This is a genomic window from Kitasatospora albolonga (genome assembly GCF_039535905.1).
GTDB classification, from domain to species: Bacteria; Actinomycetota; Actinomycetes; order Streptomycetales; family Streptomycetaceae; genus Kitasatospora; species Kitasatospora albolonga.
The window spans coordinates 35,594-50,835 of the sequence record NZ_BAAAYB010000014.1; the positions used below are offsets into that span (position 1 = coordinate 35,594).

15 protein-coding genes, 1 tRNA gene and 1 pseudogene are annotated in these 15,242 nt (G+C 71.9%); 9 read left to right on the forward strand and 8 right to left on the reverse strand.

What is annotated here, in order from left to right:
* Positions 1–301 precede the first annotated feature (301 nt).
* The 6 genes from ABD946_RS04235 to ABD946_RS04260 all read left to right on the forward strand — a co-directional run bounded on the left by ABD946_RS04235 (position 302) and on the right by ABD946_RS04260 (position 7,432).
* On the forward strand, positions 302–1,189 hold the full coding sequence (locus ABD946_RS04235) for an FAD binding domain-containing protein (protein ID WP_345280188.1): 888 nt from the start codon (positions 302–304) through the stop codon (positions 1,187–1,189).
* Complete coding sequence (locus ABD946_RS04240) at positions 1,186–1,671, forward strand: (2Fe-2S)-binding protein (protein WP_345280190.1); 486 nt, start codon at positions 1,186–1,188, stop codon at positions 1,669–1,671. The genes ABD946_RS04235 and ABD946_RS04240 overlap by 4 nt, the downstream gene beginning before the upstream one ends.
* Positions 1,668–4,028 carry a xanthine dehydrogenase subunit D gene (gene pucD / locus ABD946_RS04245; protein WP_345280193.1) on the forward strand — a complete coding sequence of 787 codons (2,361 nt, stop codon included), beginning with the start codon at positions 1,668–1,670 and terminating at the stop codon, positions 4,026–4,028. Before ABD946_RS04240 ends, pucD begins: the two co-directional genes overlap by 4 nt.
* A gap of 259 nt (positions 4,029–4,287) precedes the next feature.
* The gene (locus ABD946_RS04250) at positions 4,288–5,769 is read left to right on the forward strand and encodes an NCS2 family permease (protein WP_345280195.1); all 1,482 of its coding nucleotides are present in this window, start codon (positions 4,288–4,290) and stop codon (positions 5,767–5,769) included.
* Positions 5,770–5,856: 87 nt separating this feature from the next.
* A complete protein-coding gene (locus ABD946_RS04255) occupies positions 5,857–7,038 on the forward strand; it encodes an XdhC family protein (RefSeq protein WP_345280196.1) in 1,182 nt (393 codons plus the stop codon).
* A 103-nt stretch (positions 7,039–7,141) separates the two neighbouring features.
* The gene (locus ABD946_RS04260; RefSeq protein ID WP_345280198.1) at positions 7,142–7,432 is read left to right on the forward strand and encodes a hypothetical protein; all 291 of its coding nucleotides are present in this window, start codon (positions 7,142–7,144) and stop codon (positions 7,430–7,432) included.
* A 194-nt stretch (positions 7,433–7,626) separates the two neighbouring features.
* Here ABD946_RS04260 and ABD946_RS04265 read toward each other — a convergent pair.
* The 3 genes and pseudogenes from ABD946_RS04265 to ABD946_RS04275 all read right to left on the reverse strand — a co-directional run.
* Positions 7,627–7,911, reverse strand: a pseudogene (locus tag ABD946_RS04265) (DUF6228 family protein); the annotation flags it as partial.
* A 164-nt stretch (positions 7,912–8,075) separates the two neighbouring features.
* Complete coding sequence (locus ABD946_RS04270) at positions 8,076–9,215, reverse strand: Fic family protein (RefSeq protein ID WP_345280200.1); 1,140 nt, start codon at positions 9,213–9,215, stop codon at positions 8,076–8,078.
* Between the two features lie 29 nt (positions 9,216–9,244).
* A complete protein-coding gene (locus ABD946_RS04275; RefSeq protein WP_345280202.1) occupies positions 9,245–9,742 on the reverse strand; it encodes a DUF1203 domain-containing protein in 498 nt (165 codons plus the stop codon).
* Positions 9,743–9,828: 86 nt separating this feature from the next.
* Here ABD946_RS04275 and ABD946_RS04280 point away from each other — a divergent pair, with 86 nt between their 5' ends.
* Positions 9,829–10,239, forward strand: coding sequence for a hypothetical protein (locus tag ABD946_RS04280; protein ID WP_345280203.1), 411 nt, complete (start codon positions 9,829–9,831; stop codon positions 10,237–10,239).
* A gap of 7 nt (positions 10,240–10,246) precedes the next feature.
* On the opposite strand, the gene ABD946_RS04285 is transcribed toward ABD946_RS04280, so the two are convergent.
* Positions 10,247–10,873: a LysE family translocator gene (locus ABD946_RS04285; RefSeq protein WP_345280205.1), complete on the reverse strand. Its 627-nt coding sequence runs from the start codon at positions 10,871–10,873 to the stop codon at positions 10,247–10,249.
* Between the two features lie 22 nt (positions 10,874–10,895).
* A complete protein-coding gene (locus tag ABD946_RS04290) occupies positions 10,896–11,624 on the reverse strand; it encodes a transporter substrate-binding domain-containing protein (protein WP_345280207.1) in 729 nt (242 codons plus the stop codon).
* A gap of 70 nt (positions 11,625–11,694) precedes the next feature.
* Here ABD946_RS04290 and ABD946_RS04295 point away from each other — a divergent pair, with 70 nt between their 5' ends.
* Together ABD946_RS04295 and ABD946_RS04300 are read left to right on the forward strand one after the other, a co-directional pair.
* Complete coding sequence (locus tag ABD946_RS04295) at positions 11,695–13,059, forward strand: hypothetical protein (protein WP_345280208.1); 1,365 nt, start codon at positions 11,695–11,697, stop codon at positions 13,057–13,059.
* A 38-nt stretch (positions 13,060–13,097) separates the two neighbouring features.
* Positions 13,098–13,172: transfer RNA gene (locus tag ABD946_RS04300), tRNA-Ser, on the forward strand.
* 17 nt (positions 13,173–13,189) lie between these two features.
* On the opposite strand, the gene ABD946_RS04305 is transcribed toward ABD946_RS04300, so the two are convergent.
* The 3 genes from ABD946_RS04305 to ABD946_RS04315 are packed head-to-tail and all read right to left on the reverse strand — an operon-like array spanning position 13,190 to position 15,180.
* Positions 13,190–13,396, reverse strand: a complete 207-nt coding sequence (locus ABD946_RS04305; protein ID WP_345280209.1) for a cold-shock protein — start codon at positions 13,394–13,396, stop codon at positions 13,190–13,192.
* 57 nt (positions 13,397–13,453) lie between these two features.
* Complete coding sequence (locus tag ABD946_RS04310; RefSeq protein ID WP_345280211.1) at positions 13,454–14,614, reverse strand: sensor histidine kinase; 1,161 nt, start codon at positions 14,612–14,614, stop codon at positions 13,454–13,456.
* Between the two features lie 14 nt (positions 14,615–14,628).
* Complete coding sequence (locus ABD946_RS04315) at positions 14,629–15,180, reverse strand: hypothetical protein (protein ID WP_345280212.1); 552 nt, start codon at positions 15,178–15,180, stop codon at positions 14,629–14,631.
* Positions 15,181–15,242: the final 62 nt, after the last annotated feature.

Here is a 15,242-nt window from a genome sequence, read left to right on the forward strand (position 1 = left end):
GTGCCCCATCGGTCCGGAGGTCGGTGTTACGTATCAACCGACGCGTGGTCACGGGGTCGTAGCTTCCGAATCACGGGCGGATTACGGTCGTAAGTGGGGCCTCGCACATCGCTGTACAGGGCAATTGTCCGCCTTAGAGGAACGTACAGGATGCCGGGCGACGTCGAGGCGAGGGCTTCATGCCATCGGTGACTCCCAGTGGGCCGGGTCACAGCGGTTCACTGGCCACACGCCGAACAACCAGTGAAATCCCCGGGCAATGTGCCCACTGTCCGGCGTGACGACTTGAGGAGAGACCCGCATGGAGTTCCTTCGGCCCGCTACCTGGGACGAGGCGCTCGCGGCGAAGGCTGAGTACCCGTCCGCAGTGCCGATCTCGGGCGGTACGGACGTCATGGTCGAGATGAACTTCGACGTGCACCGGCCATCCGCGATTCTCGACCTGAACCGCATCACCGAGCTGACCGAGTGGTCCAACGACGGCGCCGTCGTGAAGCTCGGCGCCTCGGTGCCGTACACCCGGATCATCAACGAGCTCTCCGAGCCGCTGCCCGGTCTGGCCCTCGCCTCGCACACCGTCGGGTCCCCGCAGATCCGCAACCGCGGCGGCGTCGGCGGCAACCTCGGCGGCGCCTCGCCGGCCGGTGACGCGCACCCCGCGCTGCTGGCGGCCGGCAAGGACGTCTTCGTGGAGGCGGCCTCCGTCCGCGGCACCCGGATGATCCCGATCGACGAGTTCTACGTCGGCGTCAAGCGCAACAGCCTGGAGCAGGACGAGCTGATCCGCGCCGTCCACATCCCGGTGGCGGACGGCCCGCAGCAGTTCTCGAAGATCGGCACCCGGAACGCGATGGTCATCGCGGTCTGCGCGTTCGGCTTCGCCCTGCACCCGAAGAACGGCACGGTCGGTACCGGGATCGGTTCGGCTGCCCCCACGCCGCGCCGCGCCGCGGAGGCCGAGGCCTACCTGGAGGGCGTGCTCGCCGAGCGCGGCCTGTGGGAGTCCGGCGACCTGCTGGGCACCGAGGTGATCCAGCGCTTCGGCGAGCTGGTGAAGGCCGCGGCCTCGCCGATCGACGACGTGCGCGGCACCGCCGACTACCGCCGGCACTCGCTGGCCGTGATGGCCCGCCGCACCCTCACCTGGTGTTGGAACGACTACAGCAAGCAGATCAGGAGCGCGGCATGAGGGTCACTTTCACCGCCAACGGCAAGCCGGTCGAGGCCGACGACGTCTGGGAGGGCGAGAGCCTCCTGTACGTGCTGCGCGAGCGGGTCGGCCTGCCGGGTTCGAAGAACGCCTGCGAGCAGGGCGAGTGCGGCTCCTGCACCGTCTACCTGGACGGCACCCCGGTCTGCTCCTGCCTGGTCGCGGCCGGCCAGGTGCAGGACCGCGAGGTCCGCACGGTCGAGGGCCTGAGCGAGGAGAACGGCGAGCTGGGCCTGGTCCAGCAGGCCTTCGTGGACGCGGGCGCCGTGCAGTGCGGCTTCTGCACCCCCGGCCTGCTGGTGCAGACCGACGCGCTGCTCGAGAACGACGCCCAGCCGAGCGACAACGACATCCGCGAGGCGCTGTCGGGCAACCTCTGCCGGTGCACCGGCTACGAGAAGATCATGGACGCGGTGCGGCTCGCTTCCGCCCGCAAGTGCGCGAAGGCGGCGGGCGAATGAGCACTCGCACCATCCAGGGTCAGAAGAACCTGCAGAACATCAACACGGCCTCCAAGGACGGCATCGGCGGCTCGCCGCTGCGTCCGGACGGCAACCTCAAGGTCAAGGGCGAGTTCGCCTACTCCTCGGACATGTGGCACGAGGACATGCTCTGGGGCATGGCGCTGCGCTCCCCGCACCCCCGCGCCAACCTGCTGAGCGTGGACATCTCCGAGGCGCTCAAGGTGCCCGGCGTCTACGCGGTGCTGACCCACGAGGACATCCCGGGCTCGAAGTTCTACGGCCTGGAGATCCAGGACCAGCCGGCCCTGGCCATCGACAAGGTCCGCTACCACGGTGAGGCGATCGCGCTGGTCGCGGCCGACCACCCGGAGACGGCCCGCCGCGCGGTGAAGAAGATCAAGGTCGAGTACGAGGTGCTCACCCCGATCGTCACCGAGGAGCAGTGCCTCGACCCGCAGACCTACGGCTACGTGCACGAGCCGCACGAGTTCAAGTCGCACGGCTACGACAACATCTGCCACGAGCAGAAGCTGGTCTCCGGCCTGGGCGTCACGGACGAGGTCCGCGCGCTGGCCGACGTGGTGGTCTCCGGCCACTACGAGGTCGGCATGCAGGACCAGGCCTTCCTCGGCCCGGAGTCCGGCCTGGCGGTGCCCGCCGAGGACGGCGGCATCGACCTCTACATCGCCACCCAGTGGCTGCACGTGGACCGCGAGCAGATGGCCCCCGTGCTGGCCCTGCCGGAGGAGAAGGTCCGCCTCACCCTGGCCGGCGTCGGCGGCGCCTTCGGCGGCCGCGAGGACCTGTCGATGCAGATCCACGCCTCGCTGCTGGCCCTGCACACCGGCAAGCCCGTCAAGATCGTCTACTCCCGCGACGAGTCCTTCTTCGGCCACGTGCACCGCCACCCGGCCAAGATGTACTACGAGCACGGCGCCACCCGCGACGGCAAGCTGGTCTACGCCGACGCCCGCCTGGTGCTGGACGGCGGCGCCTACGCCTCCGCCTCCCCCGCGGTCGTCGGCAACGCGGCCTCGCTGGGCCACGGCCCGTACGAGATCCCGAACGTGCGGATGCACGCCATCGCGCTCTACTCCAACAACCCGTCCTGCGGCGCCATGCGCGGCTTCGGCGCGGTGCAGGCGGCCTTCGGCTACGAGTCGCAGATGGACAAGCTCGCCGCCGAGCTGGGCATGGACCCGGTGGAGCTGCGGCAGCTGAACGCGATGTCCGAGGGCTCGTTCATGCCCACCGGCCAGCAGATCGACTCGCCCGCTCCGGTGGCCGAGCTGCTCCAGCGGGTCAAGGACATGCCGCTGCCCCCGCCGATGGACTTCGAGCACCTGGACATCCGCTCGGTGCCCGGCGCGCTCTCCAACACCTCGCACGGCGAGGGCATCGTGCGCGGCATCGGCTACTCGGTCGGCATCAAGAACGTCGGCTTCTCCGAGGGCTTCGACGACTACTCCACCGCCCGGGTCCGCCTGGAGGTCATCGGCGGCGAGCCGGTCGCGATGGTGCACACCGCGATGGCCGAGGTCGGCCAGGGCGGCGTCACCGTGCACGCCCAGATCGCCCGCACCGAGCTGGGCGTCGAGCAGGTCACCATCCACCCGGCCAACACCGAGGTGGGGTCGGCCGGTTCGACCTCCGCGTCCCGCCAGACCTACATGACCGGCGGCGCCGTGAAGCTGGCCGCCGAGGCGGTCAAGCAGGCGCTGATCGCCAAGGGCCGCCGCCGCTACGGCTGGGACCAGAACGACATCGACCTGGTCGGCGGCAAGGTGGTCTCCGACTCGGCCGGCGTGCTGGTCTCGATGGTCGACCTGCTCGGCGACGAGGCGATCGACCTGACCCGCGAGCACCACCACCGCCCGACCGTCCCCTTCGACAAGGAGACCGGGCAGGGCTTCGGCCACGTCCAGTACACCTTCTGCGCCAACCGCGCGGTGGTCGACGTGGACGTGGAGCTCGGCCTGGTGAAGGTCGTCGAGCTGACGGCCGCCCAGGACGTCGGCAAGGCGCTCAACCCGCTCTCCGTGGTCGGCCAGATCCAGGGCGGCTGCACCCAGGCCCTCGGCCTGGCCGTGATGGAGGAGATCATCGTCAAGGACGGGAAGGTGCGCAACGCCTCCTTCACCGACTACCTGATCCCGACCATCCTCGACACCCCGCCGATCCCGGTGGACGTGCTCGAACTCCCGGACCCGAACGCCCCGTACGGGCTGCGCGGCGTCGGCGAGGCCCCCACCGTCTCCGCCACGCCGTCGATCGTCGCCGCGATCCGGGCCGCCACGGGCATCGCCCTCAACCGGATCCCGGTCCGGCCGGAGCACCTGACGGGCACGCTCTAACACCCGAACCTCCCCGGGGCGGCCACAACGTCTTCCCGCCGCCCCGGGGCGCACCACCCGCAAGACCGCAAGAAAGAACATGACGCACCATCAGGCACCACCCTCGCTGCCGCATCTCCCACGCCGGGGTCAGCAGCAGTGCGCCCCACCCGCACCGCTTGAGTGCACCTCGTGAGTCGATATGTCCCCCTGTGCCTCCTCCAACCGGCAATCAGGTCGACTCGCCCACCCCAACCCCCTATGAACCTTGGGAGTGGACATGACCCGGATCTCCACGGAGCCCGGCACCACTGACGACAGACCCGCCACGGACGACTCCCTCACGCCGTCCGAGGCAAAGCCGCCGAAGAACGCGCTGGACGCCTACTTCAAGATCTCCGCGCGCGGTTCCACCTTCGGCAACGAGCTCCGCGGTGGCCTCACCACCTTCATGGCGATGGCCTACATCCTGCTGCTCAACCCGATCCTGCTCGGCGGCGCCGACAAGAACGGCGTGCACCTGGACCACGCGCAGCTCACCACGGCCACCGCGCTCGCCGCGGCCGTGACCACGATCCTGCTGGGCGTGGTCGGCAACGTCCCGCTGGCCGCCGCGGCCGGCCTCTCGGTCTCCGGCGCGATATCGGCGATCGTGGTCCCCCACACCACGTGGGAACAGGCCATGGGCCTCTGCGTCATCTACGGCATCGCCATCGTGCTGCTGGTCGTCTCCGGCCTGCGCGAGAAGATCATGAACGGCATCCCCCTGCCGATCAAGCACGCGATCACCATCGGCATCGGCCTCTTCATCGCCCTGATCGGCCTCAACAAGGCCGGCTTCGTCTTCCAGGGCAAGGGCCCGCTGCTCTCGCTCGGCCCCACCGGCGAGCTGGCCGGCTGGCCGGTGCTGATCTTCGCGATCACCCTGCTCACCATCTTCGTCCTGCTGGTCCGCAACACCCGCGGCGCGATCCTGATCGGCCTCGCGGTCGGCACCGTGATCGCGTTCGTGGTGAACGCGGCGGCCGGTCTGGACGACAAGGTCTGGGGCCTGCAGGTGCCCAAGTGGCCCGGCAGCCCGGTGGACGCCCCCGACTTCGGCCTCTTCGGCCACGTCGACCTGTTCGGCGCCTTCGGCAGCCAGGGCATGGGCGCCATCTCCGCCTCCGTCGCCGTCTTCACCCTCGTGCTGGCCGGCTTCTTCGACGCGATGGCCACCATCATCGGCGTCGGCACCGAGGCCGGACTGGCCGACAAGCAGGGCCGGATGCCCGGTCTCTCCAAGGCGCTCTTCGTGGACGGCGCCGGCGGTGCGATCGGCGGCGTGGCCGGTGCCTCCGGCCAGACCGTCTTCGTCGAGTCCGCCACCGGCGTGGGCGAGGGTGCCCGTACCGGCCTGGCCTCTGTGGTCACCGGCGGCGTCTTCACCCTGATGCTGTTCTTCACCCCGATCGCGGGCATGGTCCCGGTCCAGGTCGCCTCGGCCGCCCTGGTCGTCATCGGCTCCATGATGATGAGCCAGGCCCGGCACATCGACTGGTCCGACCGCGAGGTGGCCATCCCGGCCTTCCTCACCTGTGTGCTGATGCCCTTCACCTACAGCATCACCGCGGGCGTCGCGGCCGGTGTGATCACCTACTGCGTGATCAAGGCCGGCCGGGGCAAGTGGCGCGAGCCCGGTCCGCTGATGTGGATCCTGACCGCCGTCTTCCTGGTGTACTTCGCCCTGACGCCGATCAAGGACTGGCTGGGAGTTCACTAGTACCAGAGCCGCTGTGCGGGGGGCCTGCCCTCTCGCACAGCGGCTGGTCCGTTCCACCCCTCAATCCCTCGTAAGGAGCCTCCGAACATGCAGGACATCGCCGAGCAGCTGCTGGCCTGGCACTCCTCCGGGCGCTCCTTCGCCGTGGCCACCGTGGTCGGCGTCTCCGGCTCCGCCCCGCGCGACCCGGGCGCGGCCCTCGCGGTGGACGCGGCCGGCGAGGCGATCGGCTCGGTCTCCGGCGGCTGCGTCGAGGGTGCGGTCTACGAGCTCTGCCAGGAGGCCATCGCCTCCGGCGCCCCGGTGCTGGAGCGCTTCGGCTTCAGCGACGAGGACGCCTTCGCCGTCGGCCTGACCTGCGGCGGCATCCTGGACGTCTTCGTCCAGCCGGTGGTCCCGGGAGCCGACGCCGCCCTGGACGCCGGCATCACCTACATCGCCTCCGGCACGCCGGTGGCCCTGGCCCGCGCCATCGCCGGCCCGGCCGGCCTGATCGGCGCCACCGTCGCCGTCACCGCCGACACCCACCACGGCTCGCTCTCCCCCGCCCCCTCCACCACCGGCCCGCTGGAGCGCGCCGTGGTCGCCGAGGCGCGGGCGATGCTGGAGGCGGGCCGCACCGGGCAGCTGACGCTCGGTCTGGACGGCCGCCCCTGCGACGACCAGGATCAGGGCACCGTCACCTTCTTCGTCGAGGCGTACGTCCCGGCGCCCCGGATGCTGGTCTTCGGCGCGATCGACTTCGCGGCCGCCGTGGTGCGGATCGGCAAGTTCCTCGGCTACCGGGTCACCGTCTGCGACGCCCGCCCGGTCTTCGCCACCGCCCGCCGATTCCCCGAGGCGGACGAGGTGGTGGTCGACTGGCCGCACCGCTACCTGGACTCCCAGCTCTCCGCGATCGACGGCCGCACCGTGCTCTGCGTGCTGACCCACGACGCCAAGTTCGACATCCCGCTGCTGGAGCGCGCGCTGCGCCTGCCGGTCGGCTACGTCGGCGCGATGGGCTCGCGAAAGACCCACCGGGACCGCAACGCCCGGCTGCGCGAGGTCGGCCTGACCGACGCCGAGATCGGCCGCCTGCGCTCCCCCATCGGCCTGGACCTCGGCGCCCGCACCCCCGAGGAGACGGCCGTCTCGGTCGCCGCCGAGATCGTCGCGCACCGCCGGGGCGGCTCCTGCCTCCCGCTCTCCGCCGGGGACGGCCCGATCCACCACGAAGCCGCCCGGCCGCCCGTGGCCGAACCCGCAGTGCCCGCCAGCGCGGCCTGACCCCGCCTGATCCCGCCTCACCCGTCCGGGTGCGCCCGGTGGCGGTCGGCGGGAGCCTGGAGTAGGGGGTCCCCTCCACCGGGAAGGCACCAGGACCATGCGCATGCTCATCAGGATCAAGTTCGACACCGAGACCGCCAACCGGCTGATCGCCGACGGCACCATGCAGAAGTCCCTCCAGGGCTTCATGAGCACCATCAGGCCGGAGGCCGCGTACTTCTCCCCCACCGACGGCCGCCGCTGTGCCTACCTCTTCGCGGACCTCCCGGAGGAGGCGGCGCTGGTCCCGATGATGGAACCGCTCTGGGAGCTCAACGCCGAGGTCAGCGTCACCCCCTGCATGAACGCCGAGGACCTCGCAACCGGCCTCGGCCGGATCAGCGACAGCGGCTGACGACCGCTCAGCCCTCCTCCACGGCCTCGGGAGCAGCCTGGGCGGCAGCAGCGGGCCGGGCTCCATGGCCAGGGTGAACGCGGCGGCGAGCCGGACAGCCCTGGTCAGCCGCTCGGCGCCGCCGGCCGGCTCACCGGTAAGGAACTCCGCTGCCAACTGCCGCCCTGCGCGTGCGCCGACCCCGACGCGCCCCGTCAGCTGAGCACCCGCTCCAACTCCCCCGCCAACCCGGACAGCTGCGCCCCCGCCTCCACCCAGGTGGTCACCTCCGCGGCCCACCCGCCCTCAACCGCGCGCCACGGCCGCACCGTCCAGGTCAGCCCGACCAGCCCAGGACTGCGGAACTCCGCCGCCACCGCGAAGTCCCGGTCGTCGCCCTCCCACACCCGCCGGCCCTCCCACGGCCGGAAGTCCGCCAGCAGCTCCCCCAGGAACCCGCCCACCCCGGCCCGCCCCTCCCAGGCCATCACCCCGTCGCCCGCGCCACGAGCCCCGGCGCCCCGAGCCGGACGGTGAACAGGACCCGCCCGTCCCCGGTCCGCTCCGCTTCACCGAACCGCACCCAAACGTCCCGGTTCTCCCGGCACCGCACGGTCACCGTCTCATCGGATTCAGCACCCGGTTCGCGCTTTGAAAGACTCACCTATGCCTCGTAGGGGTCGATCGGCTGGTACGGCTGACGGGCGATGCCCATCACCCGCTCGGGAAAGCGAGGACCGGCTACGTAGTGCCGGGCCTTCGTCTGTCCGACCGCCTCCAGTAGACCGGTCTTGGTGAGGAACTGCAGGTCGCGCGTGGCCTGCTGAGTGGTGATGGCCTCCGCCCGCTCGTACCGCGCGCGTCGAACACGACCCGCCATCGCCACCTCGTGCAGGGCCGTCACCTGACGCTCGCTCACCCCGAGCGGCCCGACCTCCTCGTCCAAGGCCATCCAGCATCGGTTGGACCTGTCAACACGATGCTGAACCCGCTGGGCCTGCTGGTGGTAGGCGAGCAGGTTGAACTTGATCCACGGTCGGGTGTCCCGCTCGGGCGACCACACCGGCCCTCCGACGACGCGCAGGACTTTGTAGTACTCCCAGGTGTTGCCGGGTTGGCCGAGCCACTCCTCGATGGACGAGAACTCAGGCGCCAGTACGCCGCCCCGGGCGATGACCAGCGTCTGCAACGACCGCGAGAGGCGCCCGTTCCCGTCGGTCCACGGATGGATCTTGACCAGATTCAGATGGGCCATCGCCGCACGGACCAGGACGTGCTCCGCCAGGTCACCGTCATTGAGCCAGCCGACCAGCTCCCCCATCAGTCCGGCGACAAGGTCATGATCAGGACCCTCGTAGTCGGTGGCGAGCGGGTCGCCGGGAGCCGTGATCCTCACGGCTCCCCGCCGCCACTGCCCGGCAAGCCGCAGTGGATGGTGGTGACCCTGGAGCATCCAGTGCAGGGCGTTGAGCAGCTCCTTGCTGTACCGGAAGTCGGGCACATCGTGGAGCGACTGGATGTACGTCATCGCTTGGCGGTACGCCAGCGTCTCCGCCTTGTCCTCGTCACTGGCGTCGACCTCCTTCTCGCCATCGATCAAGTCAGCGACGTCCTGCTCCGTGACGCGGAAACCCTCGATCGTGTTCGACGCTGCGATCGCACTCGCGGTCAAGGCCTTCCGCAGCTCAAGGGTCCACTTCGTCGGCGCCTGCTGGACAGCGTGCCGCAGCTGTTCACGCTTCGCATCGATCTGTCCGAGCACGTCTTGATCGGCCGCATCGAGGTGGGGAGTCTGATAGAGCATGCGTCAATGATACCCACTCCCTATCATTCCTACATCCTGTGGACCGCGTGCATGTAGCAGCCGAACTCGACCGCGCGGACGTGCAGCAGGGCCACCTCGGGGTCGGTCAGCAGTTCGGCGGCGGCCGTCTCCAACGCGGCGGGGTCGGTGACCAGGCGGCCGCCGAGGATGGTGCCGCGGTCGGTGTAGGCGCGCAGGACGCGGGGGCCGCCGTGCATGGTGGCGGGCCAGGCGTCGGCCGGGCCGGGGCAGGGGGTGGCGTGGATGAAGACCGAGCCGCGCTCGTCGTAGGGGCCGGGGTCGGCGCCGGTGGCGGTGGCCCAGGGGGCGAGCGGGCGGTAGGAGACCAGGGCGATCCGGTCGCCGGGGCGGGCCTTGGTGAGGCAGCAGCGGAGCGGGGCGCCGCCGGTCTCGTCGGTGGAGAGGACCGGCGGGCGGCCCGCGTCGTCCAGCTCCCGGAGCCGCTCGCAGGTGGCGGGGTCGATCGCGTCGATCCGGAGGGCGTTGGCGGTCTGAAGTGTCGTCATGTCGACCAGCCTGGCCGCTCGACGGCCCGAGGACCGGCGGATAAACGACCTCGCGTTCCGCCGGGGGCCGTGCCATTCTCGGGCGGATGTCCGCACGCAACCGCCGCCTGCCCCGCCACCTGTCCTGGCCGCTCCGGCCGAACGACGTCCGGGCCGCCCTGGGCGTCGGTCCGGCGGCGGCCGTCGACCTGGCGTTCGACGACCGCCCGTGGAAGGACGGCACCCTGCTGCACGTGGCCTGGGTCCCGGCGCTCGACTCGGGTCTCGACCCGCTGAGCAGCCTGCGGATCCGGATCGCCCCGACCCCGGACGCCTACCGCACCGCAGCCCGGCTGGTGATGCTCGGGCACGCGATGCCGCAGTTCGCGGCCTGGACCGCGGCGGCCCGGGCCGCGTCCGGGGGCTGGGGGTTGAGCGCCCACAGCCGGTCGTGGCGGCTGGCGGGACGCGGCGTCCAGCACCGCGACGACGAACGCCCCTACCCCGAAGCCGGGTGAGGGACCGTCAGTCGGCGACCGCCAGCCTGGCGCCGAACGCGACGATCACGGTGCCCGCGACCCGGTCGAGCACCCGCCGGGCGGACGGGCGGCGCAGCCAGGTCCGCAGGGCGCGGGCGAAGGCGATCAGGACGGCGGACCAGAGCAGGCCCTCGGCGACGTGGATCGAGGTGAGCGCCACGCCCATCGGCAGGTGCGGCACCCCGGCCGGGATGAACTGCGGCAGGACGGCGACGTAGAAGACGCCGACCTTGGGGTTGAGCAAGTTGGTCAGGGTGCCGCGCTGCCAGCCGGCCCAGAAGCCGCCGGTGCCCAGGTCACCGTCGTCCTCCGGGGCGGCCGGGCCGCCGGCGCTGCGGAGCATCTGGACGCCCATCCAGACCAGGTACGCGACGCCCGCCCAGCGGAGCGTCTCGTAGGCGAGGTGGGAGGCGGTGAGCAGCGCGCTGATGCCCAGCGAGCTGAGGGTGCCCCAGATCATCGTGCCGCTGCCGATGCCGGCCACCACGCCCCAGGCGCGGGCCCGGGCGCCGAGGGCGGCGGTGCGGAGGATGAGGGCGGTGTCGAGGCCGGGGGTCAGGGTCAGCAGCCCGACCACCAGGGCGAAGGACCAGAGTGCCGTGGGTATCTCCATGCCCGGTCAGCCTAGGGGGTGGTCACCGCGCCGGGGCAACCAACCCGTCCGACTGTCCGGAGTCGCGCAGCGCGTCCGCCACGAATCCGCTGGCCTTCAACTCCTCGACCAGCTCGGTGAGGTAGCGGACCGTCCCGGCCGAGCGCCCCTTGGTCGTGCCGACCGCCTGCCGGATCTCCATGAACCGGCCGTCCAGCAGCCGCAGCCCCGGCTCGGCGGCGATGTACGCGGTCAGGGGCTGCCGGATCCCGGCCGCCACCTCCAGCCCCTCCGCCGCGAAGACCGCCGTGCCCTCCGCGCCCCGCACCACCACCGCCCGACGGAGCGTCCGGGACAGGTACAGGTCGTACGCCGAACCCTCCTTCACCCCGATCCGCACGCCCTCCCGGTCGACCTCACCGACCTCCCGGATCGCCGAGCCCTCCGGCACCGCGTACACCCCCTCGATGATCACGTACGGCGCGGTGAAGGCGACCTCCGCCTCCCGCGCGGGCTCCACCGCCAGGAAGCAGAGGTCGGCCCGCCCCTCCGCCATCGCCCGGTACGAGTCCCGCGCCGCGTCGAAGCAGAGCAGCTCCACCGGCAGCCCCAGCCGCGCGCCGACCTCCCGCGCGATCGCCACCGTGACCCCGCCGGGCGCCTCCGGCGTCCCGTGCGCGAGCACCGGATTGCCCAGGTTGACGGAGGCACGGAGCACCCCGGTGGGCGCGAGGTCGGCGGCGACGGCGGTCAGGTCGGCAGGATCGGTCATGCCCGGGAGTCTACGGCGGCCCCGGAAAACCGCTGGCGTGCCCGGACCGCGCGGTGCCACCCTGGCGCGCATGTCCGCCCGCACCGAACAGATCCTGCGTGAGCTGCACACCTCCATCGGCCGGCGCAGGCGGCCGGAGGACGTGGCCGAGCTGATCAGGGAGCTCCTCGACTCGACCCCCGGCACCGTGGACGAACGGACTGCGGCCGCCCTCGCGAAGGCGTCCGAGAACTCCCTGAAGAACCTCTGGCACGGCTACACCTCGATGCTCCAGGACTTCGCCCGCCCGGTCGGCCTGCAGCGCCAACTCACCACCGCGGCCGAGCTGTTCGCCACGGTGGGGGCGCTTCCCGCCGAGGCCGGTGACGATCCGACGGCGATCGAGGCGGCGATCCGCCGGGCCGGGGCGGAGATCCGGAAGGAGTTCGGATGCGGCGACTTCCGGGAGGACCGGCTGGACCGGGCCGAGCGGGCCGGGGAGGGGCTCGGGGAGCTGTCCAAGCGGCAGTACAACAAGCGGTTCCGGCTGCTCGCCCGGATGGAGACCAAGCTGATCCGGCTGGTGGCCGAGATCCGCAAGCGGGAGATCACCCTGATCGGCAAGAACGGCCTGGCCTCCCGGCTGCCGTACGAGCTGTTCGCGGCCGACCCGGACAGTGCGGCCTTCATCGCCTACCTGACGGCGCGGGCCAACCTGCGTAGTGAATTCACCATCTCCGGGCAGCAGTTGGCCTACGACGAGGTGGCGTCCGCACTGTTCCACCGGCTGGACCCGGCACGGGCACAGTGGTTCGCCGTCGCCCACGTGCACCCCGTGCTCCCGGTCCTGGAGCGGCTGACCGATCTCCAGAAGGGGCAGCTGCTCGGCCACTGGTACCGCATCCTGGTGGAGGTCGCGGAGCAACTGGAGTCGCTCTGGGAGGGGCTGGACGTGGACCGCGAGGCGATGATCGTGCGCCGCGGCGACGACTCGACGGGCTGGAACCAGGCGGCCCGTGCCTGGCGGACCGCCCGGAACGGCTGGTTCGCCCTGCTGGAGGGGATGGGCGCGCAGGAGGTGCTGGCCAAGGTCTGCCCGGGGAAGGTGATGATGCTGGTGGCCGCGGACGTCGCCTACTGGCACCGGCGGTCCGGCCGCGGCCTGCATCCGGACACCGACATCTGGGCCGAACTCCCGTTGCCCTGGCTGGTGTTGCGCGGCGAGGCGGACTGTCCGCAGTGGCTGGTGGAGCAGGTCTGCCGCCGGCACGGGGTGGAGCCCTCGTTCAGCGGCTGGACCAGGGCGCGGCGGGTGTCGCAGGCGGCGCCGTTCCGTGCCACCCCGGAACTGGTGCACGGCGTCACGGTGGCGGATCCGCTGCTGGCGGGGCTGCTCCGGTCTGCTGGGGTGTTCTCCGGGCGGCCGCTCCGGCCGGCGGGGGCGGAAATCGGTTGACCCCCGCACGGCCGCACGGCCAGGATCGGGGGCCTCGGGCACCGGGAAGCTCTGCGGTGGAGCGCCTGGCTCGACTTCCGGGTGGACGTAGGTTCGAATCCTGCCCCGGTGCCCGAGACCTTCCGCAGGCTCAGTCGGTCGGGCGGACGCGCTCGGCGACCGGGCGGAACTCCTGGATGGTGGGGTCGTACTCGACGTGCTGACCGGCCGTCAGTTCGTGCGGCTCGGGGGCCAGGATCGAGTCGTGGTAGACGGTGAGCTCGGGGCTGCCGTCGTCGGGGGTGATGTAGCCGTAGCCGTGGTGCATGTTGTAGCTCTTGACGCTTCCGGTGGCCATCGTGTCCTCCAGGAGTGAGGGGTGTGGCTCTCCCCAGTATCGGCGCGTGGCCGCTGGTCAGCCCAGCGGGAGGGTGGCGGTGATGCGGAAGCCGGAGTGGTACGGGGCGGCGGTGAGTTCGCCGCCGAAGACGGCGATGCGTTCGGCCAGGCCGAGCAGGCCGTGGCCGGTGGAGAGGGCCTGGCGGGCGGCGGGGGTGCGGCCGGCGCCGTCGTCGGTGACCTCGACCCGGAGGGCGTCGGTCCAGCGGAGACGGACGGTGGCGCGGGTGCCGGGGCCGGCGTGCTTGGCGATGTTGGTGACGGCCTCCTGCACCAGGCGATAAACCGTCATGTCGACACTGTCCGCCAGTGGCACCGGGACGCCGTCGGTACGCAGCTCGACGTCCAGGCCGGTGCGGCGGGCCTCGGCGAGCAGCCGCTCCAGGTCGGCCAGGCCGTGCCGGTCCAGGCTCTCCTCGCCGACCAGGCCGGTGGAGCGCAGCAGCCGCAGCATCCGGCGCAGCTCGGCGACCGCCGAGCGGCCGACCTCCTCGATGTGCCCGAAGGCCTCGGCGGACGGGCCGGCGGCGGCGACCCGCCCGGCCTCGGCGCGCATCACCATCACGGCCACCGCGTTGGCCACCACGTCGTGCAGCTCGCGGGCGATCAGGGTGCGTTCCTGCACCACGGCCCGGCGGGCCTGCTCCAGCTGCTCGCGGTCGCGCTCGGCAGCGGCCCGGTCGGCCCCGGTCCAGCGGGCGACGGCCCAGGCTGCGCTGGTGAGCCAGAGGTAGAAGACCAGGGTGGAGACCAGCGCGGCCAGCTCGTAGCCGGGCATCGACTGGTCGGTGACCACGTAGCGGACCTTGAGCGCCATCGGGGCCAGGCTGAGCAGCAGGGCCCCGGCCGCGACCGGGAGGCGGCGACGCTCGGCCACCGTGAAGAGGGCGATCAGGAAGCCCAGGTAGGGCGTGAAGTAGAAGGTGTCCTGGTACAGGGTCAGCGCGGCGGTGCCGGTGGCCAGTGCCCAGAGCAGCAGGAAGGCACCGGCGGGGTGCCGCCGGCGCAGCAGCAGGCCGCCGAACTCCGGCAGGGCCAGCAGCAGCACCGGCAGCCGGTCCCCGCCGGTGGCGGCCGGGGAGAACAGGCCGCCCCAGAACAGCACGTCGGCGGAGGTGGCGACCACCGCCAGGGCGAGGTCCTGCACCAGGGGCGAGCGCGGCCAGGAGAGGGGCACGGCAGCCGCCCCGCTCAGCGGACCGCGGCGCAGGGCTTGCAGTAGCTCACGCAGCAGATCGGGTTGAGGAAGGACTCCAGGGCGTCGTTGCCCTTCTCGTACCACCAGTCCCCCGGGCCGCGGTCCACCTCGGGGCGGGCCACCGGGTAGCCGAGCTCGGCGAAGGTCTCCCAGAGGTCGCCGTGGTGGCTCCGCAGCACCTCGCCGAGCCGGGCCCGGGTGTGCACGGCCACCGCGTTGCGGTAGCGGGAGGCGCTGACCAGGGTGAGCACGGCGGCCGAGACGTCGAAGTCCTCGCCCTTGTACGCGGTGAGGAAGACACCGCCGGCCCGGATCGCCTCGGGCGGGGTCTCCCCCTCGGGCCCGCTGCCGCCGTCCGGCACCTCGGCGATCCGGACGAACAGCCGCTGCCAGGGGTCGGCCAGCTCGGCCGGCGGGCTGGGCACCAGCACCGTCCGGGGCGCGGCGAGCAGGCCGTAGCCGAGCAGTTCGCCGGAGCGGTCCTCGGGTGCGGCCAGGTGCACGGTGACCCGGAGGGCGGGCAGCGGGGTGGGTGTGGTGGTCATGGTTCGGTCCTCCGCTTCGCCGCCGGAGCGGCTGGCTGGACGGCGGTGGGCCCGGCCCGCCC

Bases quoted from the DNA above. Each gene is read 5' to 3' on its own strand.
- ABD946_RS04250 (WP_345280195.1), top strand. From the start codon at position 4,288: ATGACCCGGATCTCCACGGAGCCCGGCACCACTGACGACAGACCCGCC.
- ABD946_RS04295 (WP_345280208.1), top strand. From the start codon at position 11,695: ATGTCCGCCCGCACCGAACAGATCCTGCGTGAGCTGCACACCTCCATC.
- ABD946_RS04290 (WP_345280207.1), bottom strand. From the start codon at position 11,624: ATGACCGATCCTGCCGACCTGACCGCCGTCGCCGCCGACCTCGCGCCC.
- ABD946_RS04260 (WP_345280198.1), top strand. From the start codon at position 7,142: ATGCTCATCAGGATCAAGTTCGACACCGAGACCGCCAACCGGCTGATC.
- ABD946_RS04240 (WP_345280190.1), top strand. From the start codon at position 1,186: ATGAGGGTCACTTTCACCGCCAACGGCAAGCCGGTCGAGGCCGACGAC.
- ABD946_RS04255 (WP_345280196.1), top strand. From the start codon at position 5,857: ATGCAGGACATCGCCGAGCAGCTGCTGGCCTGGCACTCCTCCGGGCGC.
- ABD946_RS04270 (WP_345280200.1), bottom strand. From the start codon at position 9,215: ATGCTCTATCAGACTCCCCACCTCGATGCGGCCGATCAAGACGTGCTC.
- ABD946_RS04275 (WP_345280202.1), bottom strand. From the start codon at position 9,742: ATGACGACACTTCAGACCGCCAACGCCCTCCGGATCGACGCGATCGAC.
- pucD (WP_345280193.1), top strand. From the start codon at position 1,668: ATGAGCACTCGCACCATCCAGGGTCAGAAGAACCTGCAGAACATCAAC.
- ABD946_RS04280 (WP_345280203.1), top strand. From the start codon at position 9,829: ATGTCCGCACGCAACCGCCGCCTGCCCCGCCACCTGTCCTGGCCGCTC.
- ABD946_RS04305 (WP_345280209.1), bottom strand. From the start codon at position 13,396: ATGGCCACCGGAAGCGTCAAGAGCTACAACATGCACCACGGCTACGGC.
- ABD946_RS04285 (WP_345280205.1), bottom strand. From the start codon at position 10,873: ATGGAGATACCCACGGCACTCTGGTCCTTCGCCCTGGTGGTCGGGCTG.
- ABD946_RS04235 (WP_345280188.1), top strand. From the start codon at position 302: ATGGAGTTCCTTCGGCCCGCTACCTGGGACGAGGCGCTCGCGGCGAAG.
- ABD946_RS04315 (WP_345280212.1), bottom strand. From the start codon at position 15,180: ATGACCACCACACCCACCCCGCTGCCCGCCCTCCGGGTCACCGTGCAC.